General features: G+C 62.4%; 22 protein-coding genes. 18 read left to right on the top strand and 4 right to left on the bottom strand.

Annotated features, from left to right (window positions below):
* Window positions 1-3 precede the first annotated feature (3 nt).
* Complete coding sequence (locus ACIPZC_RS17340) at window positions 4-1,968, bottom strand: MacB family efflux pump subunit (RefSeq protein WP_400628395.1); 1,965 nt, start codon at window positions 1,966-1,968, stop codon at window positions 4-6.
* Window positions 1,969-3,147, bottom strand: a complete 1,179-nt coding sequence (locus ACIPZC_RS17335; protein ID WP_400628393.1) for an efflux RND transporter periplasmic adaptor subunit — start codon at window positions 3,145-3,147, stop codon at window positions 1,969-1,971.
* Window positions 3,148-3,352: 205 nt separating this feature from the next.
* Between ACIPZC_RS17335 and ACIPZC_RS17330 the strand changes: the two genes are divergently transcribed.
* From ACIPZC_RS17330 to ACIPZC_RS17320, 3 genes are all read left to right on the top strand, one after another.
* Window positions 3,353-3,829, top strand: coding sequence for a sigma-70 family RNA polymerase sigma factor (locus ACIPZC_RS17330; protein WP_241804453.1), 477 nt, complete (start codon window positions 3,353-3,355; stop codon window positions 3,827-3,829).
* Window positions 3,830-4,000: 171 nt separating this feature from the next.
* The gene (locus ACIPZC_RS17325; RefSeq protein WP_241804452.1) at window positions 4,001-4,480 is read left to right on the top strand and encodes a histidine kinase; all 480 of its coding nucleotides are present in this window, start codon (window positions 4,001-4,003) and stop codon (window positions 4,478-4,480) included.
* Between the two features lie 71 nt (window positions 4,481-4,551).
* Window positions 4,552-5,877, top strand: coding sequence for an MFS transporter (locus ACIPZC_RS17320; RefSeq protein WP_400628391.1), 1,326 nt, complete (start codon window positions 4,552-4,554; stop codon window positions 5,875-5,877).
* Window positions 5,878-5,967: 90 nt separating this feature from the next.
* On the opposite strand, the gene ACIPZC_RS17315 is transcribed toward ACIPZC_RS17320, so the two are convergent.
* Entirely contained in the window at window positions 5,968-7,632 is a 1,665-nt protein-coding gene (locus ACIPZC_RS17315; protein ID WP_349976309.1) for an electron transfer flavoprotein-ubiquinone oxidoreductase, read from the bottom strand.
* A 556-nt stretch (window positions 7,633-8,188) separates the two neighbouring features.
* On the opposite strand from ACIPZC_RS17315, the gene ACIPZC_RS17310 reads away from it, so the two are divergent.
* From ACIPZC_RS17310 to ACIPZC_RS17270, 9 genes are all read left to right on the top strand, one after another.
* Window positions 8,189-8,938 (top strand): electron transfer flavoprotein subunit beta/FixA family protein, encoded by a 750-nt coding sequence (locus ACIPZC_RS17310; RefSeq protein WP_400628388.1) that lies wholly within the window; start codon window positions 8,189-8,191, stop codon window positions 8,936-8,938.
* A complete protein-coding gene (locus ACIPZC_RS17305; protein ID WP_267817451.1) occupies window positions 8,939-9,883 on the top strand; it encodes an electron transfer flavoprotein subunit alpha/FixB family protein in 945 nt (314 codons plus the stop codon).
* Between the two features lie 76 nt (window positions 9,884-9,959).
* Window positions 9,960-10,781: a substrate-binding periplasmic protein gene (locus tag ACIPZC_RS17300; RefSeq protein WP_400628386.1), complete on the top strand. Its 822-nt coding sequence runs from the start codon at window positions 9,960-9,962 to the stop codon at window positions 10,779-10,781.
* A gap of 9 nt (window positions 10,782-10,790) precedes the next feature.
* Complete coding sequence (locus ACIPZC_RS17295; RefSeq protein ID WP_349976310.1) at window positions 10,791-11,144, top strand: DUF4398 domain-containing protein; 354 nt, start codon at window positions 10,791-10,793, stop codon at window positions 11,142-11,144.
* Entirely contained in the window at window positions 11,141-11,953 is an 813-nt protein-coding gene (locus ACIPZC_RS17290; RefSeq protein WP_241804445.1) for an OmpA family protein, read from the top strand. Before ACIPZC_RS17295 ends, ACIPZC_RS17290 begins: the two co-directional genes overlap by 4 nt.
* Before the next feature lie 184 nt (window positions 11,954-12,137).
* Window positions 12,138-13,580: a PLP-dependent aminotransferase family protein gene (locus ACIPZC_RS17285; RefSeq protein ID WP_241804444.1), complete on the top strand. Its 1,443-nt coding sequence runs from the start codon at window positions 12,138-12,140 to the stop codon at window positions 13,578-13,580.
* A 63-nt stretch (window positions 13,581-13,643) separates the two neighbouring features.
* On the top strand, window positions 13,644-14,099 hold the full coding sequence (locus ACIPZC_RS17280; protein ID WP_400628383.1) for a hypothetical protein: 456 nt from the start codon (window positions 13,644-13,646) through the stop codon (window positions 14,097-14,099).
* A gap of 121 nt (window positions 14,100-14,220) precedes the next feature.
* Window positions 14,221-14,475, top strand: coding sequence for a YkgJ family cysteine cluster protein (locus ACIPZC_RS17275; protein WP_400628381.1), 255 nt, complete (start codon window positions 14,221-14,223; stop codon window positions 14,473-14,475).
* Between the two features lie 34 nt (window positions 14,476-14,509).
* Complete coding sequence (locus ACIPZC_RS17270; protein WP_241804685.1) at window positions 14,510-15,115, top strand: START domain-containing protein; 606 nt, start codon at window positions 14,510-14,512, stop codon at window positions 15,113-15,115.
* A gap of 225 nt (window positions 15,116-15,340) precedes the next feature.
* On the opposite strand, the gene gltA is transcribed toward ACIPZC_RS17270, so the two are convergent.
* Complete coding sequence (gltA, locus tag ACIPZC_RS17265) at window positions 15,341-16,630, bottom strand: citrate synthase (protein WP_241807051.1); 1,290 nt, start codon at window positions 16,628-16,630, stop codon at window positions 15,341-15,343.
* 365 nt (window positions 16,631-16,995) lie between these two features.
* Between gltA and sdhC the strand changes: the two genes are divergently transcribed.
* The 6 genes from sdhC to odhB all read left to right on the top strand — a co-directional run bounded on the left by sdhC (window position 16,996) and on the right by odhB (window position 24,568).
* A complete protein-coding gene (sdhC, locus tag ACIPZC_RS17260) occupies window positions 16,996-17,370 on the top strand; it encodes a succinate dehydrogenase, cytochrome b556 subunit (protein WP_004376024.1) in 375 nt (124 codons plus the stop codon).
* Window positions 17,364-17,732 carry a succinate dehydrogenase, hydrophobic membrane anchor protein gene (gene sdhD / locus ACIPZC_RS17255; protein ID WP_003254214.1) on the top strand — a complete coding sequence of 123 codons (369 nt, stop codon included), beginning with the start codon at window positions 17,364-17,366 and terminating at the stop codon, window positions 17,730-17,732. Before sdhC ends, sdhD begins: the two co-directional genes overlap by 7 nt.
* Before the next feature lie 3 nt (window positions 17,733-17,735).
* Window positions 17,736-19,508, top strand: coding sequence for a succinate dehydrogenase flavoprotein subunit (gene sdhA / locus ACIPZC_RS17250; RefSeq protein WP_241807050.1), 1,773 nt, complete (start codon window positions 17,736-17,738; stop codon window positions 19,506-19,508).
* Between the two features lie 11 nt (window positions 19,509-19,519).
* Window positions 19,520-20,224: a succinate dehydrogenase iron-sulfur subunit gene (locus tag ACIPZC_RS17245; RefSeq protein ID WP_012315348.1), complete on the top strand. Its 705-nt coding sequence runs from the start codon at window positions 19,520-19,522 to the stop codon at window positions 20,222-20,224.
* 246 nt (window positions 20,225-20,470) lie between these two features.
* Window positions 20,471-23,302, top strand: coding sequence for a 2-oxoglutarate dehydrogenase E1 component (locus tag ACIPZC_RS17240; protein ID WP_241807049.1), 2,832 nt, complete (start codon window positions 20,471-20,473; stop codon window positions 23,300-23,302).
* 42 nt (window positions 23,303-23,344) lie between these two features.
* A complete protein-coding gene (gene odhB / locus ACIPZC_RS17235) occupies window positions 23,345-24,568 on the top strand; it encodes a 2-oxoglutarate dehydrogenase complex dihydrolipoyllysine-residue succinyltransferase (protein WP_400628377.1) in 1,224 nt (407 codons plus the stop codon).
* Window positions 24,569-24,598: the final 30 nt, after the last annotated feature.

Raw genomic sequence — 24,598 nt, 5'->3', positions numbered from 1 at the left:
GGATTATTCGCTGGTAAGGGCTTTGACCGGGTCGAGTCGGGCGGCCTTGCGTGCTGGCATGAAGCCGAACACCACGCCGGTGATGACGGCGCAACTGAAGGCGCCGAGAATGGCGGGCAGGGCGAAGGCCACGGCGACGTCGGCGAGTATCAGCCCGCCGCCGATCAGCAGCGCCAGCACGATGCCGCTCAGCCCGCCGACCATCGACAGCATGACCGCCTCGCTGAGGAACTGGCGCAGGATGTCGCGCTGGCGCGCGCCGGTGGCCATGCGGATACCGATCTCACGGGTACGCTCGCGCACGGTCATGAGCATGATGTTCATCACGCCGATGCCGCCGACCAGCAACGAGATCGCAGCGATCGCCCCGAGCATCAGCGAAAGGCTGTTTTGTGTGCGCGCTTCGGCCTGGATCAAGGCTGCATCGTTGGTCAGCTCGAAATCGTCCTTGCCTTGATGGCGCTTGCGCATCAGGCGCTGGATCGCGGCTTCGGTCTCGGCGATCCGGGCCGAATCGGCGGCGGCGATGATCACGTATTCCGGATCGTGGCTGCCGAACAGGCGCATGGAGGCGGCGGAGTAAGGCACCACGATGCGCTCGTCGCTCTTCTGGTCACCCGAACTTGCGCCCTTGCCGGCGAGCACACCGACGACCTGGAACGGCACGTTGCCGATCAGCAGGTATTGACCCAGCGCGTCGGTGCCGGGGGCCAGCAGTTTGTCGCGGACTTTCTGGCCGATGACCGCCACGGCAGCGCCACTGCGTTCGTCGGCCTCGCTGAAGAAGCTGCCCTGCACGACCGGCCAGTTGAGGATGGCGGGGAATTCGACGTTGTTGCCGCCCACATAGAACTTCTGGTTGTTGTTGCCGTGGCGCACCATCAGGTCGCCGCCGATGACCGGCATGACGCGCCGAACCAAGGGCAGTTCGGCGATGGCGGCGACGTCATCGAGCGTGACGATGCCACCTGGCTCGCGCAGCGTCGGCGGGCGCCCGTTGAGGTAGAGGATGTTGGAGCCGAACGCGGCCATCTGGGCCATGACCTGGCGTTTGCTGCCTTCGCCCACGGCCAGCATGACCACGACCGAAGCCACGCCAATGACGATGCCAAGCAAGGTCAGGGCGGTGCGGAACCGGTTGATCCACATCACCCGCCAGGCTGCCTGCAGCGCCTCGAGCAGCTCGCCTTGCCACGCACCACGCACGGTCGTACCGCGGTCCAGGCGCTGGCGCAGGTCATCGGCTTGCAGGTTTTGCGGCGCACTGTCTGGCGGCTGGTCACCGGCCGAGTCGCTGATCATCAGCCCGTCGCGGATTTCCACCACCCGGCGCGCCCGCGCCGCCACCTCGCGGTCGTGGGTGATCAGGATGATCACATGGCCCTGGCTGGCCAGTTCGTCCAGCAGGGCCATGACCTCGGTACCGCTGCGGCTGTCCAGGGCGCCGGTCGGCTCGTCGGCAAGGATGATATGGCCGCCATTCATCAGTGCGCGGGCGATCGACACCCGTTGCTGCTGGCCGCCGGACAATTGATGCGGGCGGTTGCCGGTGCGGCTGGCCAGGCCCAGGCGCTCCAGCAGGGCGGCGGCGCGGGCGTGGCGCTCGGCGGGCGCAGTGCCGGCATAGATGGCGGGCATCTCGACGTTTTCCTGGGCTGAGCCTGAAGGGATCAGGTGGTAGCCCTGGAACACGAAACCGAAAGCTTCGCGGCGCAGCCAGGCCAGTTCGTCACTGCCCAGCCGGGCCACGTCCTTGCCGGCGAACAGGTAATGGCCCGAGGTGGGGCGGTCGAGGCAGCCGAGGATGTTCATCAGGGTCGATTTGCCCGAGCCCGATGCACCGACGATGGCGACGAATTCGCCAGGGTGGATGCTCAGGCTGATGCCGCGCAGCACGTCGACCTTGGGGGTGTCGATGCCACCGTAGGATTTGCGGATGTCGCGCAGTTCGATCAGGGGAACGGCCATTCAACCTCCGCTGGCCAGGGGCGCACCGATGACCAGGCGCTCGCCTTCGCTGAGGCCATCGAGCACTTGCGCGCGCAGCCGGTCGCTGAGGCCGATGCGCACTGTGCGTTGTTCGACCTTGCCATCCTGGCCCAGTACCTGGGCCATGCGCAGGTCATCGGCCTGGCTGTCGTCCAGTGCCGCCAGTGGCGCGGTGAGTACCTGGCTGGCCTGGCCGGCGACGAAGAACACCTGGGTGGTCATGTCGGCCATCAACGCCCCGTCGGGGTTGTCGACGTCCAGCAGCACGGTGTACTGCACCACCTGGCTGCCTGTGGTACCGGCGATGGCGCTGGCAGGGCCGCCGCCGCCCTGGCTGGCATGCGCCAGCGGCTTGGGCGGGATTGGCAGGATCTGCCGCACGCTGCTGTTCCAGCGGCGTTTGCCGCCGGCCAGGGTGGTGAAATAGGCGCTCATGCCAGGCTTGACCTTGCCGATGTCGGCTTCGGACACCTGGGCCCACACGGTCATCGGCGAGAGCTTGGCGATCCGCAGAATCAGCGGCGTCTGTTGCTGGGCGTTGAGGGTCTGGCCTTCACGGGCATCCACCGCCACCACGGTGCCGTCCATCGGCGCGTAGATACGTGTATAGCCAAGCTCCGCCTCATCGCTGCGCAGGTTGGCCTGGGCCTGGCGGATCTGCGCCTGGATCATGTCGATGCGGGCCTGGGTGACCTTGAGCTGGGCGTCGGCTGCCTGCAGGTCTTGCTCGCGTGTGGCGCCGGCGCCAGCCAGTTCGCGCTGGCGCCGGTACTGCTGGGTGGCCAGCCGGTACTGTGCGCGCTGCTCGGCCAGTTGCGCCTTGAGGTTGTCGATCGAAAACCGCCCGGCGTCCAGCCTGGCTTGCTGGGTAGAGGGGTCGATCTCTACCAGCAGCTGCCCCGTGTGCACCTGATCGCCAGCCTCTACGTGCAGCTTGCGGATCTGCCCGGAGGCTTGGGCGCCGACATCCACATACCTTCGCGGCTGCAGCGTACCGAGGGCGGTGACGCTGCTTTCGATGTCGGCGCGGGTGACCGCGACGGTACTCACGGGCAGGGCGCCCAAGGGAAGCGCCTTCCAGGCCAGCAGGCTGCCAACGGCCAGCAGGCCGAGGCTGCCCGCCAAGAGGTGGCGGCGGGTTTTGGGTATGCGACTCATGCGGACTTCCAGCCAATGGGTGGCCACACGCAGCCAGATCAAGGTGCGCACGGAGGTGCCAGTTAAACGAAGGCGCGCGGGGCGGATTTAGCTGCGCTGGCGCAGGGGGAAGGACAGTTGCTGAGAATCATTATAATTTGTAAGATCCCACGCTGATATCACATGACCCTGTCCGAGCCTGTCAGGACGTACACCAGGTGCCGTCGTGGAACACTACTATCGCGAATTGGTGAGCTTCCTCTCCGCGCGCCTGGGCAGCCGCCAGGCGGCTGAAGATGTGGCTCACGATGCCTATCTGCGGGTGCTCGAACGCACCGGTACGCAGCAGATCGAGCACCCGCGCGCGTTCCTTTACCGCACGGCGCTGAACCTGGTGATCGACCGTCATCGACGCCACCTGCTGCGCCAGTCCGAACCGCTGGAAGTGCTGGACCTGGACGAACGCTGGCACAGCCCGGCGCCTACCCAGACCATGCAGTTGGACCAGCGCCTGGCGCTGATGCAGAAGGCACTCGATGAATTGAGCCAGCCCTGCCGTGACAGCTTCCTGTTGCGCAAGCTCGAAGGCCTGTCGCATCAGCAGATCGCCGAGCACCTGGGCATCTCGCGCAGCCTGGTGGAAAAGCACATCGTCAACGCCATGAAGCATTGCCGGGTGCGCATGCGCCAGTGGGAATCCTGAAAAAAAGGTAGTGCATCGGTGAAAATTCTGTGTGCTGGCAACTTGATTTCTAACTGTTTCAAGACAACTATCTAAATTGACCCCGCCAGGCGCCGCCCTGGTGGTTGCCTGTCACTGGCGCTGTTTGGTCAGGGAGCGTGTCCCTATTCACCTGACTGCCCAGGTCCGACAATGACCAACAAGACCCTGCGCATCCTGATCGCCGACGAGCACCCGTCCCAGCGCCTGCAGCTGGAAAGGCTGCTCAATGGACTGGGCTATTACCGGATTGCCCCGGTGGGCTCCTTCGACGAACTGCAGCGCCTGGTACAGTGCGCGCTGGAGCCGTTCAACCTGCTGCTGGGCAATTTCGAGCTGGCCAGCCATGCGGGCGTCGACCTGGCGCGCTTCTGCCGGGTGAGCACGCAGATTCAGCATGCCTTGCTGTACCACTCGCGGCACCTGAAGGTCCCCAGTGTGCCGCCGAGCGAGCGCCAGGCGGTGAGTGTGAGCCTGCCGCAGGTGCCGGACAACGAGGCCCTTGAGTCCTTCATGGCGCTGATCGATGCGCCGGTGGTGATCGGCAAGCTGGCCTTGCCGTCCGGCCTTTCCAGCAGTGGGCCGCCGGCCTACCCGCGCAGGAACTTCGCCCACACGGTCTTCAGCCGATAGCTGCAGCGGGCAGGGCAAGGCAGCGGGTATTTGTTATCCTCTTGCCCTTTGCCGATCTGCGGACCTGTGCCATGACTGCCATCGATACCGCTCGCCCGCCCCGGTTCAGCCGCGGCGACCACCGGACCCTGGGCCTGGCGGCCCTGGGCGGCGCGCTGGAAATCTATGATTTCATCATCTTCGTGTTCTTCGCCCTGACCCTCAGCCAGCTGTTCTTCCCGCCTGAAATGCCTGAGTGGTTGCGCCTGCTGCAAAGCTTCGGGATTTTCGTCACCGGCTACCTGGCGCGGCCGCTGGGCGGCATCGTCATGGCGCACTTCGCCGATCACCTGGGCCGCAAACGGGTATTCAGCCTGAGCATTCTGATGATGGCGCTGCCGTGCCTGCTGATCGGGGTGATGCCGACCTATGCCGAGATCGGTTACGCGGCGCCGCTGGTCTTGCTGGCGCTGCGCATACTGCAGGGGGCTGCGGTCGGTGGCGAGGTGCCCAGTGCCTGGACATTCGTTGCCGAACACGCACCGCAAGGGCGGCGGGGTTACGCCCTGGGCTTCCTGCAGGCCGGGTTGACCTTTGGCTATTTGCTGGGGGCACTGACCGCGACACTGTTGGCTCAGGTGTTTACCGCCGAGGAAATTCTCGATTACGCCTGGCGTTACCCGTTCCTGCTCGGCGGGGTATTTGGGGTGATCGGCGTATGGTTGCGCCGTTGGCTGAGTGAAACGCCGGTGTTTCTGGCCTTGCGCGAGCGCAAGGAGCAGCCGGTGAAGTTCCCGCTGCGACGGGTGCTGGGCGAGCATCGTGGGGCGTTGATCCCGGCTGCGCTGCTGACCTGCGTGCTGACCTCGGCGGTGGTGGTGCTAGTGGTGATCACGCCGACGGTCATGCAGCAGCGCTTCGGCATGACCGCCGCGCACACGTTCGCCCTGAGCAGCGTAGGCATCGTCTTTCTCAATATCGGTTGTGTGCTTGCCGGGCTGCTGGTCGATCGCCTGGGCGCCTGGCGGGCGCTGATGATCTACAGCGCGCTGCTGCCGCTGGGTATCGCTGCCTTGTATGCGAGCCTGGTGGGGCAGTGGGGCATGACGTGGCTGGCGTACGCGTTGGCCGGGCTGTGCTGTGGTGTGGTGGGGGTGGTGCCGTCGGTAATGGTCGGGCTGTTCCCGGCGCAGATCCGGGTGTCGGGTATTTCCTTCACCTACAATGTGGCCTACGCCTTGTGGGCCAGTACCACGCCGTTGGCGTTGATCGCGTTGATGCCGTGGAGCCCGTGGGTGTGCGTTGGCTTTTGCCTGCTCATGGGCGCGGTGGGGCTGCTCACGGCCCTCTACTTTGGCCGCCGGGAACCTTTGGCATTCGCGGCCGAGCCCATGCCGCTCATGTGCGTCGACAAATGAACGGCTAACGCCCGATGGGCGCTGCAAGCCTGAACGAAAAAGCCCCCGGGCCGTGAGGCCAGGGGGCTTTTGCTTGCTGCAAGGGCGGGCTTACATGTTCGGGTAGTTCGGCCCACCGGCGCCTTCAGGGGTAACCCAGGTGATGTTCTGGGCCGGGTCCTTGATGTCGCAGGTCTTGCAGTGCACGCAGTTCTGCGCGTTGATCTGGAAGCGCTTGCTGCCGTCTTCCTGGCTGACCACTTCGTACACGCCTGCCGGGCAGTAACGCTGAGCGGGTTCGTCGTACAGCGGCAGGTTGCTGGCGATCGGAATGCTCGGGTCGGTCAGCTTCAGGTGGCAGGGTTGCTCCTCCTCGTGGTTGGTGCTGGAGAGGAATACCGAGCTGAGCTTGTCGAAGCTGAGCTTGCCGTCGGGTTTGGGGTAGTCGATCTTTTTCGAATCGGCCGCAAGCTTGAGGCAGGCGTAGTCCGGCTTGGTGTCATGCAGGGTGAATGGCAGCTTGCCACCGAACCAGTTCTGGTCGACATAGTTGAACGCACCACCGAGCAGCGGGCCGAACTTGTGCAGGGCAGGGCCGAAGTTGCGGCTGGCGAACAGTTCTTCGTACAGCCAACTGGCCTTGAACGCGCTGACGTAGCCGTCGAGCAGGTCGCCGCCCTCGCGGCCAGCAGCCAGTGCGTCAGCCACTGCCTCGGCGGCGAGCATGCCGGATTTCATGGCGGTGTGGCTGCCCTTGATCTTGGCGAAGTTCAGGGTGCCCAGGTCGCAACCGATCAGCGCGCCGCCGTTGAACACCATCTTCGGCAGCGAGTTCAGGCCGCCCTTGCAGATGGCACGGGCGCCGTAGCTGATGCGCTTGCCGCCTTCGAGGTACTGCTTCATCACCGGGTGGTGCTTGAGGCGCTGGAATTCGTCGAAAGGCGACAGGTAAGCGTTGCTGTAGGACAGGTCGACGATCAGGCCGACCACCACCTGGTTGTTTTCCAGGTGATAGAGGAACGAGCCGCCGGTGTTTTCAGCGCTCATCACGTCGAGCGGCCAGCCGGCGGTATGTACCACCAGGCCTTGTTCGTGCTTGGCCGGGTCGATTTCCCAGATTTCCTTCAGGCCGATGCCGTAGTGCTGAACGTCGGCCTCGCTGTCGAGGTTGAAACGCTTGATCAGCTGCTTGCCGATATGGCCACGGCAACCTTCGGCGAACAAGGTGTACTTGGCACGCAGTTCCATGCCTGGGGTGTACAGGCCGTCCTTCGGATTGCCCTCACGGTCGACACCGAGGTCGCCGGTGACGATGCCGCGGACCACGCCGTTTTCATCGAACAGCGCTTCCTGGGCGGCGAAGCCGGGGTAGATCTCCACGCCCAGGTTTTCGGCCTGCTGGGCCAGCCAGCGGCACAGGTTGCCCAGCGAGATGATGTAGTTGCCCTGGTTGTGCATGGTCTTGGGCACGAACAGGTCAGGGACCTTGGTCGAGTTGCCGGCATCCTTGAGCACATAGATGTCGTCACGCTTCACTTCGGTGTTCAGCGGTGCGCCGAGGTCCTTCCAGTCGGGGAACAGTTCGTTCAGGGCGCGGGGTTCGAACACCGCGCCAGAGAGGATGTGGGCGCCGACTTCGGAGCCTTTCTCGACCACGCAGACGCTGATCTCGCTACCGGCTTCGGCGGCCTTCTGCTTCAGGCGGCAGGCGGCTGACAGGCCCGCCGGGCCAGCGCCGACGATGACCACGTCGAATTCCATGTATTCGCGTTCCACTGGTTCTCTCCTACTCATCAAGGCTGGTGCTGTTGCTTTGTCTTATGGGTGTGGGGTGATCATGCGCGCCGCGCTTCACGGGAGCGGAGCTGTAGCGTCACAGAGGATGAACTACACCGTTTTGTCTTGGCCGCGCATTATATCTACACCACTTGGCGGGTCCAATACAAACGTTTGTTTGAATTTGCCGCAGGCCAGTAAAATCAAAGGAGCGCGGCTGGAGGGTGACCGATTTGCCGTATTGACCGGATTGGGTGTTGCGGTCAAGATACGAGCGGTTTTACGTTCGCCGTAGGCTTAACGCCGGGCGCAGGTACACCTCTAAAAACCAGGTGTGGGGTAAGGCTTTCGGGCCAAAACACGGTTTGTAGTGGAGTTTACACGCCACCACAGGAAATGACCCGCGGGTATTTGCCGCAAGAGTCTCAACTGGACTGATTGGTCACCGTGAAGATTGCACCGCGCGTATCGTTTTCAGAGGTGCCCTTGTACCCACGCGCATCGCCGGGCTTAGCCCCAGGCGACTATCTATTCACCGGAGAGTAACGAGGAATCCATGAAGGTTCTTGTAGCTGTCAAACGAGTGGTCGACTACAACGTCAAGGTTCGCGTCAAAGCGGACAACTCCGGCGTCGACCTTGCAAACGTCAAGATGTCCATGAACCCCTTCTGCGAAATCGCCGTGGAAGAAGCTGTGCGCCTGAAAGAGAAGGGCGCGGCAAGCGAGATCGTCGTCGTCTCCGTCGGCCCGACCACCGCTCAGGAGCAGTTGCGTACTGCCCTGGCCCTGGGCGCCGATCGTGCCATCCTGGTCGAAGCTGCCGACGAACTGAATTCCCTGGCCGTGGCCAAGGCGCTCAAAGCCGTTGTCGACAAAGAGCAGCCGCAGTTGGTGATCCTCGGCAAGCAGGCCATCGACAGTGACAACAACCAGACCGGCCAGATGCTGGCCGCGCTGACCGGCTACGCCCAAGGTACCTTCGCCTCCAAGGTTGAAGTGGCTGGCGACAAGCTGAACGTCACCCGTGAAATCGATGGCGGCCTGCAGACCGTAGCGCTGAACCTGCCAGCGATCGTCACCACCGACCTGCGCCTGAACGAGCCGCGCTACGCGTCGCTGCCGAACATCATGAAGGCCAAGAAGAAGCCACTGGAGACCCTGACTCCAGACGCGCTGGGCGTATCGCTCGCCTCCACCAACAAGACCCTGAAAGTCGAAGCGCCTGCTGCCCGCAGCGCGGGTATCAAGGTCAAGTCGGTGGCCGAACTGGTCGAGAAGCTGAAGAACGAAGCGAAGGTAATCTAAATGACTATCCTGGTTGTCGCTGAATACGAGAACGGTGCCGTAGCCCCGTCCACCCTGAACACTGTCGCCGCAGCCGCCAAGATCGGTGGTGATGTGCACGTGCTGGTCGCCGGCCAGAACGTCGGTGGTATCGCTGAATCCGCTGCCAAGATCGCTGGTGTTGGCAAGGTGCTGGTTGCCGACAACGCAGCCTATGCCCACGTCTTGCCAGAAAACGTCGCGCCGCTGATCGTTGCTCTTGTTGAACAAGGCGGGGCCAACGGCTACAGCCACGTGCTGGCCCCGGCCACCACCAACGGTAAGAACATCCTGCCGCGCGTTGCCGCGCTGCTGGACGTCGACCAGATCTCCGAGATCATTTCGGTTGAATCGGCCGACACCTTCAAGCGCCCGATCTATGCCGGTAACGCCATTGCCACTGTGCAATCGAGCGCTGCTGTGAAAGTGATCACCGTGCGTACCACCGGCTTCGACGCTGTGGCCGCCGAAGGTGGCTCTGCAACTGTTGAAGCTGTAGGCGCTGCGCACGATGCGGGTATTTCCGCCTTTGTCGGCGAAGAGCTGGCCAAGTCCGACCGCCCAGAGCTGACCGCTGCCAAGATCGTCGTTTCCGGCGGCCGTGGCATGGGCAACGGTGACAACTTCAAGCACCTGTACAGCCTGGCCGACAAGCTTGGCGCTGCCGTGGGTGCCTCGCGCGCTGCGGTCGACGCAGGCTTCGTGCCCAACGACATGCAGGTCGGTCAGACCGGCAAGATCGTTGCACCGCAGCTGTACATCGCCGTCGGTATTTCCGGCGCGATCCAGCACCTGGCCGGCATGAAGGACTCCAAAGTGATCGTTGCGATCAACAAGGACGAAGAGGCGCCGATCTTCCAGGTGGCCGACTACGGCCTGGTCGCTGACCTGTTCGAAGCGGTTCCGGAGCTGGAAAAGCTGGTCTGATCCGCCTGCTTCACTTATAAAGAAGCCCGGCCCTTTCACGAGGGCCGGGTTTTTTTATGCGGGCAAGGAGTGAAGGATGGCGTTGCGTGAAGCAGGCAAGGTGCTGGTGTGCACGATGGCGATGCTTTCACCGCTGGCGATGGCGGCTGGCAAGTGTGAGCGGCTGGTGGCGACCGGCAGCCCGGATGCGCCCCCTTACTCCTGGCAAGACCCGAAGGACCCGAAACACCTGATCGGCGCCAACGTCGATCTGTTGCGCCAGGTGGCCAGGGAGTTGGGGTTGAAAGTGGAAGTCCTCAATGCCGGCAGGCGCGACCAGGCGCTGGAAGAGGTGCGCAGCGGGCGCATGGATGTGTTGCTCGACACCCCCCTGCAGGTGGAGCAGCTGACCGCCCTGGACTACATCCACCCGCCCTTGCAGCTCAATGAATACCTGGTCTGGACGCGCCATGATGCTGAAGTGGAATTCAACGGCCCGGCGGATCTGGCCAGGTACCAGGGTAGCCTGTCGGAGCGTGCCCGCCTGACCCCGGCTTTCAGCGCCTTCGCCAAGGCGCAGTTGAACCTGGTGCCGGCGCAGAACCTGACCCAGGCCTTCCAGAAGCTGGTGCTGGGCCAGGTGGATTACGTACTGGCTGGGCGCTACTCGGGCATGGCCATGACCCAAAGCCTGGGCATGAGCAATGACCTGATCGCCCGCGGCCTGCCGGTCGACCGGCCCGGGCTGTTCTTGGCTGTGTCGCACAACTCGGCATGCAATGACACCTGGTTGCGTGGGCAACTGGCAAAAAAGCTGACAGAATTGCCGATCTCCGGTGCGTCTGAAGCCGTGCTGCAACGCAATGTCGAGCGCTGGAAAGCGCAGATGGATGTGCAGGCGGACGCCCCCAAACAGTAGGAAGAGTGCGTGAGAACCCAATCACTGATCCTTGCCGTGGCCATGCTCGGCCTGGCCGGCTGCGCCAACGACCCGGCGCCCAATGAACAGATGCGTATTTCCGAGCAGGCGCTGGAACAGGCCAGGGCGGTCGGCGCCACCGACCAGGTCGAGGAGTTGAAGCTTGCCGAAGACAAGCTCGCCCGCGCCAAGAGCGACATGCTGACCGAAGACTACCGCGACGCCCGTATGCGTGCCGAGCAGGCCGAGCTCGATGCCCGTCTGGCCGAGGCGCGGGTACTCAACCAGAAGAGTGAGGAGCAGCTCGACGTATTGCAGTCGCGGGTCAAGCGCTTGCGCAAGCAACTGGAGATGCAGCCATGAAGTGCTTCAAACCGATGGCGGCGCTGGCATTGCTGGCACTGGCTGGCGGCCTGCAGGGGTGCGCCAGTCAGCGCAGTGCCGCGGCGCTGGACGATGCCTCCGTGGCCTTTCAGAAGGTCAAGGATGATTCCGCGGTACTGCGCAGCGCACCACGTGATGTGATCCGGGCCGGTGAATCGCTGGCCCGCGCCGAGCGCCTGTCCAGCTACATAGGCACCGGCAGCGACGTGCGCCATTACGCGTATCTGAGCCAGCGTTACAGCGAAATCGCCGGTGAGCACGCGAAGTTGGCGCTGAACCAGGAGCGTTTGGCCAAGCTCGACCTTGAGCGCCAGCGCCTGCAGCTGGCCTTGCGCGAGGCCAAGCTGGCCAGCGTACAGCAGCAGGGTGAATGGGTCGAAGCGCAGATCGCCGCGCTGGCCTCGCAGCAGGCCGATCGCGGGCTGGTGATGACGCTCGGCGATGTCCTGTTCGATACCGGTCGTGCGGACCTCAAGAATTCGGCCAGCCGCACGGTGCTCAAATTGGTCCAGTTCCTTCAGCTCAACCCGCGCCGGGTAGTGCGGATCGAGGGCTACGCCGACAACACCGGCGCGCCGGAAGATAACCTCAAGCTGTCGCGCGACCGGGCGCAGGCCGTGGCCGACATGCTGGTCGACCTGGGTGTCGACGAAAAGCGTCTGCAGGTTGAAGGGTATGGCGACCAGTACCCGATCGAGGCCAATGCCTCGGAGCGGGGCAGGGCGCAGAACCGCCGGGTGGAAATCGTCTTCTCCGATGACAAAGGAAGGCTGGCCCCGGCACGCTGACCGCTGGCGCCTCTTCGTGGCTGGCGAAGAGGCGCGCTGGCTAACCCTTTCGATAGCGGCCACGCCACTGTAATGTCGACTATTGTGCAATCTGTCCCAGTACACTTTGCAACTGTTACGGTATCCTCTACCGTAAGTGAGTCGTACAAGAACAATGAGCCCGTCCGCGCGTCGAGATATCGCCATGACCAACCTGCTGCTGTATCAGCGTATCGCCCAGCAACTGGCCGATGACATCCGTCGTGGTGTCTACCAGCCAGGCGAGCGCGTGCCGTCCGTGCGCAAGATGAGCGCCCAGCTCAACGTCAGCCATGCCACGGTGCTGCAGGCCTATGCCAATCTCGAAGACCAAGGGCTGATCCGCGCTCGGCCGCAGTCGGGCTACTACGTGCACCAGACCCCGGCGTTGACTGCGCAGACGCCTGACATTGCCAGGGTCGAGCGCCCCGGCCTGGTCACCCGCGCGAGCATCATCCAGCAGGTTTTGACTGAGGCCCGTCGTGATGGCGTGTTCGCGTTCGGTGCCGCCGTTCCCCATGTCGACTACCTGCCGGTGCGCGCCTTGCATCAGCAGATCGCCAAGGTCACGCGCTTTCACAGCCCGCGAGCTTTCAGCTACATGTTCAGCCCAGGCTTCGAGCCGTTGCGTCGGCAGATTGCGATCCGCATGCGTGATGCGGGTGTGCTGGTCGATCCCAGTGAGGTGATCGTCACCCATGGCTGTGTCGATGCCCTTCAGATGTCGTTGCGCGTGCTGACCCGCCCGGGGGACCTGATCGCTGCCGAGTCGCCCACCTATTACGGCCTGCTGCAGCTGGCTGATTTGCTCGGGCTGAAGGTGATCGAGATCCCCAGCGACCCGTCCACCGGGATCAGTCTGGAGGCGCTGCAACTGGCGGCCAATCAATGGTCGATCAAAGCGCTGGTGCTGACCACGCGCCTGAGCAACCCGCTCGGCGGCACGATTCCCGAAGAGCGGCAGAAGCAGTTGTTGCGCCTGGCTTCGGACTTCGACATCCAGATCGTCGAGGACGACATCTATGGTGAGTTGATGTTCGAGCAGGGCAAGACCAAAGCGCTCAAGGCATTCGACCGGCTGGATCGTGTGATCTACTGCTCGAGCTTTTCCAAGACCTTGTCACCCGGCGTGCGCGTCGGCTGGATGGTGGCGGGGCGATACCAGGAGGAAATCCAGCGGCTGCAGACCTTCACCACTCACTCGGCGTGCAGTGTCACGCAGATGGGGGTGGCGGCTTACCTGGAGAACGGCGGCTATGATCGCCACCTGCGCTATATCCGTCAGGAGTACCGCAAGAACCTCAGTGCCTACCAGTTGGCGGTGCAGCAGCACTTCCCTGAGGGTACGCAGATGACCCGGCCCACGGGGGGCTTCATTCTGTGGGTCAGCCTGCCGGGACGGGTCAATACTCAAGAGCTGCATGTGCGTGCGCTGGAGCAGGGGATCAGTATCGCCCCCGGGCTTATCTTCAGTAATACCGAGCAGTTCAACCACTGCATCCGGCTCAACTGTGGCATTCCGTGGAACAAAGAAGCCGAACGGGCGGTGATGACACTGGGTATGCTCGCCCAGCAATTGTGCAGGGAGTCTGTAACTGCGCTTGTGTAACGCTTGCCAGGTGCGGTCGGAACAGAGAGCATACGCACATTTCCAGCCTGCCAGCCGATGTCCATGAAACTGTTGCGTAGCGTTGCCCTGATTTTTTGCCTCGCGCCGCTCTCGGCGCCTTGTGGCCTTGCCCAGGCGGCGCAGCCTGCCGCATCGGCGCATCAGGGCGCGGCGGCTGAAAAGGCATCGGCCAAGCAGCCTGCCAAGCCCAAGCCCAAAGCCAAGCGCAAGGTACCGCGCAAGCCAGTGAGCAAAGCTGTGGCCAAACCGGTGCCCAAGGCAAAGCTCGACCTCAGCTTGCCGGCAGACATGGTCAACGAGCTCGAGCCTGATGTCGGCAGCTCTGCTACCCGGCGCAAACCTTTGCTGCCGGCCATGTTCACCGAAAAGCCTCACAGCGACGATAGCCCGTTTCAGCTCAATGGGCGGTTGATCAGCAACGAAATGCAATTGCAGATGCGCAACGACAGTCGTCGTGATGTGGAAGGGGCAGCCATCGACTTCGAGTTCCGTCAGTAGTCGGGCGCAACTGACTGCTGGGTCACTGCAGATTTCATCGGGCCAGCAATTTCAAACGTATGTTTGAGCGGTTAGTATCCGGGGACGTTCGTCCCGTTTTGTTCCAGGGAGTCCTGATTGTATGAAATGCCGTGAGGGTTGCGGTGCCTGCTGCATCGCCCCGTCCATCACTTCAGCCATGCCACGCATGCCAGATGGCAAGCCGGCTGGCGTGCGCTGCCTGCACCTGACCGTCGACAACCTTTGCGACCTGTTCGGCATGCCCGAGCGGCCGGCGGTGTGTGGTGGGTTCAAGGCGGATATCGAGGTGTGCGGCAATGATCGCGACGAGGCAATCAGGATTCTCGGTTGGTGGGAGCGGATGACGGCGGCGTGACAAAGCTGGATCTTCGACAACAAGGATAAAGATGATGAGATCGTTCAAGCGTATTGCACTGCTGTGTGGCATGGGTGTCCTGCTGGCGCCTGCCGCCTGGGCGGAAAACTGGCAGGTGGCCAAGGATGAGGAGGGCATCAAGGTGTCCCTCAGCGAAGTGCCGGGCTCCAAGTACAAGGCCTATCGCGGTGTCACCGTGATCAAGGCGCCGCTGGCCAAGGTCGAGGCGCTGCAGGAGGATGTGGCCGGGGCTTGTGCGTGGATTCACGAGTGCAAGTCGCAGAAGTTGCTCAAGCACGAAGGTGATCAGAGCTGGACCTACACCCAGTTCAATACGCCGTGGCCGGTAACGCCGCGTGATTCGGTATTGCTGGTCACTACCGTCAAAGGCGCGGATGGCAGCCTGACGCGTAACCTCAAAGGTGAGCCGTCTTATATCCCTGAAGAGAAGGGCTTCGTAAGGGTGGCGAAAGTCGAAGGCTTCTGGAAATTGGTGCCCAAGGGCGGCAGTACAGAAGTGACCTATCAGGTGCACACCGAGCCGGGTGGCAGTGTGCCGGCCATGGTGGCCAACAAGTTCGTGGTGGATGCGCCGTTCAATACCCTGAAAAGCTTGCGCGAGCGGGCTGAGAAGAATTAAGGCCGGTGCAGGAGGGGCGTAATGAAAAGGCTGCCCGAGGGCTAATGGCAATCAGGTAGTGTTTGGGGCTGCTACGCAGCCCATCGCCGGCAAGCCGGCTCCCACAGGTACAGCCAAATGCCCCCTGCGGGAACAACTGTCTTGCCCAACTTTTAAAAGCTGGCGCAATCCCTGTGGGAGCCGGCTTGCCGGCGATGGGCCGCAAGGCGGCCCCAAAACCTTGGCTTACTTGCGGTCTTTCAGCTCAACGATGTCACGCTGCTGCTCGCCGGTGTACAGCTGGCGCGGGCGGCCAATCTTGTACGGGCTGGAGAGCATTTCTTTCCAGTGCGAGATCCAGCCCACGGTACGTGCCAGGGCGAAGATCACGGTGAACATGCTGGTTGGAATGCCGATCGCCTTCAGGATGATGCCCGAGTAGAAGTCCACGTTCGGGTACAGCGAGCGCTCGATGAAGTACGGATCGGTCAGGGCGATCTCTTCCAGGCGCATCGCCAATTCCAGCTGCGGGTCGTTCTTGATGCCGAGTTCGCCCAGGACTTCGTCGCAGGTTTTCTTCATCACGGTGGCGCGCGGGTCGCGGTTCTTGTAAACGCGGTGACCGAAGCCCATCAGCTTGAACGGGTCGTTCTTGTCCTTGGCCTTGGCGATGTACTTGTCGATGTTCGAGACATCGCCAATTTCATCGAGCATGGTCAGCACGGCTTCGTTCGCACCGCCGTGGGCAGGGCCCCACAGTGCGGCGATACCGGCGGCGATACAGGCGAACGGGTTGGCACCCGAAGAGCCAGCCAGGCGGACGGTGGAGGTGGAGGCGTTCTGCTCGTGATCGGCATGGAGGATGAAGATCTTGTCCATGGCCTTGGCCAGCACCGGGCTGATCGGTTTGATCTCGCACGGGGTGTTGAACATCATGTGCAGGAAGTTTTCCGCGTACGACAGGTCGTTGCGCGGGTACATCATCGGCTGGCCCATGGAGTACTTGTAAACCATCGCGGCCAGGGTCGGCATCTTGGCGACCAGGCGCACCGCGGAAATTTCGCGGTGTTGCGGGTTATTGATGTCCAGGGAGTCGTGGTAGAACGCCGACAGGGCGCCGACCACGCCGCACATCACGGCCATCGGGTGGGCGTCGCGGCGGAAACCGTTGAAGAAGGACTTCAGCTGCTCATGAACCATGGTGTGGTTCTTGACGGTGCTGACGAACTGGGCCTTCTGCTCGGCATTGGGCAGTTCGCCGTTGAGCAGCAGGTAGCAGGTTTCCAGGTAGTCCGATTGCTCGGCGAGCTGTTCGATGGGGTAGCCGCGGTGCAGCAGCACGCCCTTGTCGCCGTCGATATAGGTGATCTTCGACTCGCACGAAGCGGTCGCCATGAAACCAGGGTCGAAGGTGAAGTGACCAGTGGCCCCCAACCCGCGGACGTCGATTACATCAGGACCAACGGTGCCGGTTAAAATGGGCAGCTCGACGGGGGCAGCGCCCTCGATGACCAACTGCGCTTTTTTGTCAGCCATGTGGCCTCCTATTAATGCTTGAAATCATCAGACAGACCCCCCACGCAGGGCCCGCACCACTATAGAGAAGTAAATTCGAATGTCAATTTGCCTAAAGGCTGGTTGAAACCCGCTCTGGGGCCTGATTTTTCGCGAAATTCTCGCCCATTTACGCCTTTTGCTCGCTAAAGGCAATGCGCTATTTGGGCTACCCCGTCACGTTGTCATAAGCAGCCTAACTGTCTATACTCGGCACCCGACCGCCAGGGGCTTGCAAGCCCGAACTGCTGGGGGTCGCCGTTCCCTGGGTGGTGGGTACCTGACCAGTACACTTACCAACAACTTTGCCCTGATTCGCTAGGGGCTCTTCAGTGTGAAAAAAAGCCGTGAAAAGCCAACGACCTGTAAACCTAGACCTAAGGACCATCAAGCTCCCCGTCACAGCGTACACGTCCATTCTGCACCGTATCTCCGGCGTCATCCTGTTCCTCGGCCTTGCCATCATGCTTTATGCACTGGGCAAATCGCTGGGTTCCGAGGAAGGCTTCGGTGAGGTGAAGGCGTGTCTGACCAGCCCGCTGGCCAAATTCGTGACCTGGGGCCTGCTATCCGCCCTGCTTTATCACCTCGTGGCAGGTGTGCGTCACCTGATCATGGACATGGGCATCGGTGAGACGCTGGAAGGCGGCAAGCTGGGCTCGAAAATCGTGATCGTCATCTCCGTGGTGCTGATCGTTCTGGTGGGAGTTTGGGTATGGTAACCAATGTCACGAACCTGTCGCGTTCGGGCCTCTATGACTGGATGGCGCAGCGCGTCTCGGCGGTCGTTCTCGCGGCTTACTTTCTCTTCCTGATCGGCTACGTGGTCGCCCACCCAGGCATCGACTACACCCAGTGGCATGGTCTGTTCTCCAACAACGCGATGCGGATCTTCAGTCTGCTGGCCCTCGTTGCCCTGGGCGCTCACGCCTGGGTCGGCATGTGGACCATTGCAACCGACTACCTGACGCCAATGTCGTTCGGCAAGTCGGCAACTGCGATTCGTTTCCTGTTCCAGGCGGTATGCGGCGTTGCGATGTTCGCTTACTTCGTCTGGGGTGTGCAGATTCTCTGGGGTATCTGATCCATGGCTAGCATTCCAACCATTTCCTTCGACGCCATCATCATCGGTGGCGGCGGCGCCGGCATGCGCGCAGCGCTGCAGCTGGCCCAGGGCGGTCACAAGACTGCCGTGGTCACCAAGGTCTTCCCGACCCGTTCGCACACTGTATCCGCCCAGGGCGGCATCACCTGCGCCATCGCTTCGGCCGACCCGAACGACGATTGGCGCTGGCACATGTACGATACCGTCAAGGGTTCCGACTACATCGGTGACCAGGACGCTATCGAATACATGTGTCAGGAAGGCCCGGCTGCGGTCTTCGAGCTGGACCACATGGGCCTGCCGTTCTCGCGTACCGAAACCGGCCGTATCTACCAGCGTCCGTTCGGTGGCCAGTCCAAGGACTTCGGCAAGGGCGGCCAGGCTGCTCGTACTTGCGCAGCCTCCGACCGTACCGGTCACGCGCTGCTGCACACCCTGTACCAGGGCAACCTGAAAGCCGGTACCACCTTCCTCAACGAGTACTACGCCGTTGATCTGGTGAAAAACCAGGAAGGCGCCTTCGTCGGTGTGATCGCGATCTGCATCGAAACCGGCGAAACCATGTACATCAAGTCCAAGGCCACCGTTCTGGCCACTGGCGGTGCGGGCCGTATCTACGCCTCCACCACCAACGCCCTGATCAATACCGGTGACGGTATCGGCATGGCCCTGCGTGCCGGTGTGCCGGTGCAGGACATCGAGATGTGGCAGTTCCACCCGACCGGCATCGCCGGCGCCGGTGTACTGGTCACCGAGGGTTGCCGCGGTGAGGGTGGCTACCTGATCAACGCCCACGGCGAGCGCTTCATGGAGCGTTACGCGCCGAACGCGAAAGACCTGGCCGGCCGCGACGTGGTGGCTCGTTCCATGGTCAAAGAGATCATCGCCGGCAACGGCGTGGGCCCGAACAAGGACCACGTTCTGCTGAAGCTGGATCACCTGGGCGAGGAAGTGCTGCACAGCCGCCTGCCAGGTATCTGCGAACTGTCCAAGACCTTCGCCCACGTCGACCCTGTCGTCGCGCCGGTGCCGGTCGTTCCAACCTGCCATTACATGATGGGTGGCGTTGCCACCAACATTCATGGCCAGGCCATCACCATGGACGAAGAAGGCAAGGATCACATCATTCCTGGCCTGTTCGCCGTAGGTGAAGTGGCGTGCGTATCGGTCCACGGTGCCAACCGCCTGGGCGGCAACTCGCTGCTCGACCTGGTGGTGTTCGGCCGTGCTGCCGGCCTGCACCTGGAGAAGGCGCTGAGCGACGGCATCGAGCACCTCGACGCCAGCGACACCGACATCGATGTTGCGCTGAACCGCCTGAACAAGCTCAACGAGCGCTCCACTGGCGAAGACGTTGCCAGCCTCAAGCGCGAGCTGCAGAGCTGCATGCAGAACTACTTCGGTGTGTTCCGTACCGGTGAATACATGCTCAAGGGTATCGAGCAGCTGGCCGGCCTGCGTGAGCGTATCGCCAACGTCAAGATCAACGACAAGTCCCAGGCCTTCAACACCGCGCGTATCGAAGCGCTGGAGCTGCAGAACCTGCTGGAAGTCGCCGAAGCTACCGCCATCGCGGCCGAAGCCCGTAAAGAGTCCCGCGGCGCTCACGCCCGTGAAGACTTCGAAGACCGTGACGACGAAAACTGGCTGTGCCACACCCTGTACTACCCGGGTGAGAAGCGCGTGGCCAAGCGTGGCGTCAACTTTGCGCCGAAGACTGTTCCAGCCTTCGAACCAAAAGTCCGGACTTATTGAGGGTGACTGCTATGTTGAAAGTCGAAGTTTATCGCTACAACCCGGATACCGACTCGGCACCCAAGATGGAGTCGTTCGACGTCGATACCGGCGGTAAGGACCTGATGGTGCTGGACGTGCTGGCGCTGATCAAGGAGAAGGACGAGGGCTTCTCGTACCGTCGCTCCTGCCGTGAAGGCGTTTGCGGTTCCGATGGTATGAACATGAACGGCAAGAACGGCCTGGCCTGCATCACGCCGCTGTCCGGCGTGGTCAAGGGTAACAAGCTGGTTCTGCGCCCGTTGCCTGGCCTTCCGGTCATTCGTGACCTGGTCGTCGATATGAGCATCTTCTACAAGCAGTACGAGAAGGTGAAACCGTTCCTGCAGAACGACACGCCGGCCCCGGCCATCGAGCGTCTGCAGTCGCCGGAAGATCGCGACAAGCTGGACGGGCTGTACGAGTGCATCCTGTGCGCTTGCTGCTCGACTTCCTGCCCGTCCTTCTGGTGGAACCCGGACAAGTTCCTGGGCCCCGCTGCCTTGCTGCAGGCCTATCGCTTCCTGGCTGACAGCCGTGACACCAAGACCCAGGAGCGCCTGGCGTCCCTGGATGACCCGTTCAGCGTCTTCCGCTGCCGCGGGATCATGAACTGCGTCAACGTTTGCCCGAAGGGTCTGAACCCGACCAAGGCAATCGGCCACGTACGTAACATGCTGCTGCAAAGCGGCACCTGATTCAAAGCGTTGTAACTGCAGTAAGCCGAGGTGCGGGTGGTGAACCCGCACTGAGGTAAAACCTGAGCAAGGGCCCACAAAGCCCGCGCTCGATACCTATGAAGATATGAGACCAGCAGGGGCTTTCCGGGCTGGTACCCGGAAAATCAGCAGGATCCAAGTGGCGTGGTTCAGTCGCTGTGTTCGGACTTTTCCAGGTTTGCTGTGGCTCTCGCCGATCAGTCCCCTAACCGAGGGTGACCAAGCATGCAAGAAAGCGTGATGCAGCGCATGTGGGAAAGCGCCCACCTTTCAGGTGGTAACGCTGCATATGTGGAAGAGCTCTACGAGCTCTACCTGCACGACCCTAACGCTGTGCCAGAAGAGTGGCGCACTTACTTCCAGAAGTTGCCCGCCGACGGCAGCACCGCTACTGATGTATCGCACTCGACAATCCGCGACCATTTCGTACTGCTGGCAAAGAACCAGCGCCGCGCCCAACCGGTATCTGCCGGGAGCGTGAGCAGTGAACACGAGAAGAAGCAGGTTGAAGTTCTGCGACTGATCCAGGCCTATCGTATGCGCGGCCATCAGGCTGCCAAGCTCGACCCCTTGGGGTTGTGGCAGCGCCCTGCGCCCGTAGACCTGTCGATCAATCACTACGGCTTGACCAATGCCGATCTTGATACGACCTTCCGTGCCGGCGACCTGTACATCGGCAAAGAGGAGGCGAGCCTACGCGAGATCATCGAGGCGCTCCAGAAGACATATTGTCGCACCATTGGCGCCGAGTTCACCCATATCGTCGATTCCGAGCAGCGCAGCTGGTTCCAGCAGCGCCTGGAAAGCGTGCGCGGCCGCCCGGACTTTTCCGCCGACGTGCAGGCTCACCTGCTCGAGCGCGTGACGGCCGGTGAAGGCCTCGAAAAGTACCTGGGCACCAAGTACCCGGGCACCAAGCGCTTCGGCCTTGAGGGTGGCGAAAGCCTGATCCCGATGCTGGACGAAATGATCCAGCGTTCCGGCTCCTACGGCACCAAGGAAGTCGTGATCGGCATGGCCCACCGTGGTCGTCTGAACGTGCTGGTCAACACCTTCGGCAAGAACCCGCGCGAGCTGTTCGACGAGTTCGAAGGCAAGAAGATGAACGAGCTGGGCTCCGGTGACGTGAAGTATCACCAGGGCTTCTCCTCGAACGTGATGACCACCGGTGGCGAAGTTCACCTGGCCATGGCGTTCAACCCCTCCCACCTGGAAATCGTCTCTCCGGTGGTCGAAGGTTCGGTGCGCGCCCGTCAGGACCGCCGCAACGACACCGCCGGCGACAAGGTGCTGCCGATCTCGATCCACGGTGACGCTGCATTCGCAGGCCAGGGCGTGGTCATGGAAACCTTCCAGATGTCGCAGACCCGCGGTTTCAAGACCGGCGGTACTGTGCACATCGTGATCAACAACCAGGTTGGTTTCACCATCAGCAACCCGCTGGACGCGCGCTCCACCGAGTACGCCACCGACGTTGCCAAGATGATCCAGGCGCCGATCCTGCACGTGAACGGCGATGACCCGGAAGCGGTGGTGTTCGTCACCCAGCTGGCCATCGATTACCGCATGCAGTTCAAGCGTGATGTGGTCATCGACCTGGTCTGCTACCGCCGTCGCGGCCACAACGAGGCCGACGAGCCCAACGGTACCCAGCCGCTGATGTATCAGCAGATCAGCAAGCAGCGCACCACCCGTGAGCTGTACGCCGAGGCGCTGATCCAGGCCGGTCGCATCGATGCCGAGCGCGCCCAGGCCAAGATCGACGAGTACCGCAATGCCCTGGACAACGGCCTGCACGTGGTCAAGAGCCTGGTCAAGGAGCCGAACCGCGAGCTGTTCGTCGACTGGCGTCCATACCTGGGCCACGCCTGGACTGCGCGTCACGACACCCGTTTCGACCTCAAGACCCTGCAGGACCTGTCGGCCAAGCTGCTCGAGCTGCCGGAAGGCTTCGTCGTCCAGCGTCAGGTGTCGAAGATCTACGAAGACCGTCAGAAGATGCAGGCCGGTGGCTTGCCGATCAACTGGGGTTATGCAGAGACCATGGCGTACGCCACCCTGCAGTTCGAAGGTCACCCGATCCGCATGACCGGCCAGGACATCGGCCGTGGCACCTTCTCGCACCGCCACGCGGTGTTGCACAACCAGAAGGACGCCAGCACTTACGTGCCGCTGCAGAACCTGTTCCCGGGCCAGCCGCGCTTCGACCTGTACGACTCCTTCCTGTCGGAAGAAGCGGTACTGGCCTTCGAATACGGCTACTCGACCACCACGCCGAATGCGCTGGTGATCTGGGAAGCCCAGTTCGGCGACTTCGCCAACGGTGCGCAGGTGGTGATCGACCAGTTCATCACCAGCGGTGAGCACAAGTGGGGCCGCCTGTGCGGTCTGACCATGCTGCTGCCGCACGGCTATGAAGGGCAGGGCCCGGAGCACTCCTCCGCGCGCCTGGAGCGTTACCTGCAGCTGTGCGCCGAGCACAACATTCAGGTCTGCGTACCGACGACTCCGGCACAGATCTACCACCTGCTGCGTCGTCAGGTCATCCGTCCGCTGCGCAAGCCGCTGATCGTGCTGACGCCCAAGTCGCTGCTGCGCCACAAGCTGGCCGTGTCGACCCTGGAGGACCTTGCAGAAGGTTCGTTCCAGACCGTGATCCCGGAAATCGACACCCTGGATCCTGCCAAGGTCGAACGCCTGGTGCTGTGTGGTGGCAAGGTCTACTACGACCTGCTGGAAAAACGCCGTGCCGAAGGCCGCGAAGACATCGCGATCGTGCGTATCGAGCAGCTGTACCCGTTCCCGGAAGACGACCTGGTCGACATCCTGGCGCCGTACACCAACCTCAAGCATGCCGTCTGGTGTCAGGAAGAGCCGATGAACCAGGGCGCCTGGTACAGCAGCCAGCACCACATGCGCCGTATCCTGGGCCGCCACAACAAGGCGCTGGTCCTGGAATACGCAGGCCGCGACGCTTCCGCCGCGCCAGCTTGTGGTTACGCTTCGAAGCACGCCGAACAGCAGGAAAAACTGCTGCAAGACGCCTTCACTGTCTAACGCCTTCGCGCACTTGAAACCGAATTTAAGGAAACACTGCTAATGGCTATCGAGATCAAAGCCCCAACCTTCCCGGAATCGGTTGCCGATGGCACCGTTGCCACCTGGCACAAGAAGCCGGGCGAAGCCGTCAAGCGTGACGAGCTGATCGTCGACATCGAGACTGACAAGGTCGTCCTGGAAGTCCTGGCTACCGCCGATGGCGTGATGGGCGACATCGTCAAGGGCGAGGGCGATACCGTCCTGTCCGACGAAGTGCTGGGTTCGATCGTGGAAGGTGGTGCTGCCGCCGCCGCACCTGCAGCCGCTCCGGCCGCTGCTGCTCCGGCTGCCGCTGCCCCTGCCGCCGACGCCGGCGAAGATGACCCGGTCGCCGCTCCAGCCGCGCGCAAGCTGGCTGAAGAGAACGGCATCGACCTGGCGACCGTTGACGGTACCGGCAAGGGTGGCCGCATCACCAAGGAAGACGTGGTTGCCGCAGTTGCCAACAAGAAGTCCGCGCCTGCCACTGCTCCTGCTGCCAAGCCTGCCGCTGCCGCTCCGGTGGTGACCGCTGCTGGCGATCGCACCGAGAAGCGTGTGCCGATGACCCGCCTGCGTGCCAAGATCGCCGAGCGTCTGGTCGAAGCCCAGTCCAACATGGCGATGCTGACCACCTTCAACGAAGTCGACATGACCGAAGTCATGGCCCTGCGTTCGAAGTACAAGGACCTGTTCGAGAAGACCCATAACGGCGTGCGCCTGGGCTTCATGTCGTTCTTCGTCAAGGCTGCCACCGAAGCGCTGAAGCGTTTCCCGGCGGTCAATGCCTCGATCGACGGCAACGACATCGTCTACCACGGCTTCGCCGACGTCGGCGTTGCCGTCTCCAGCGACCGTGGCCTGGTAGTACCGGTACTGCGCAACGCCGAATCGATGAGCCTGGCTGAAATCGAGAACGGCATCGCCACCTTCGGCAAGAAAGCCCGTGACGGCAAACTGTCGATCGAAGAAATGACCGGCGGCACCTTCACCATCACCAACGGTGGTACTTTCGGCTCGATGATGTCGACCCCGATCGTCAACCCACCGCAGGCCGCCATTCTCGGCATGCACAACATCATCCAGCGCCCGATGGCCATCAACGGCCAGGTGGTTATCCGCCCGATGATGTACCTGGCGCTGTCGTACGATCACCGCCTGATCGACGGCAAGGAAGCGGTAACCTTCCTGGTCACCATCAAGAACCTGCTGGAAGATCCGTCCCGCCTGCTGCTGGACATCTAATCGCGCAGCTGTAAGCTGCAAGCCGCACGC

This window comes from Pseudomonas sp. NPDC089743 (genome assembly GCF_044748785.1).
GTDB lineage: Bacteria > Pseudomonadota > Gammaproteobacteria > Pseudomonadales > Pseudomonadaceae > Aquipseudomonas > Aquipseudomonas putida_X.
Note: the sequence above shows the minus strand (reverse complement) of the source record. Positions and strands in the feature narration are given on the sequence as shown.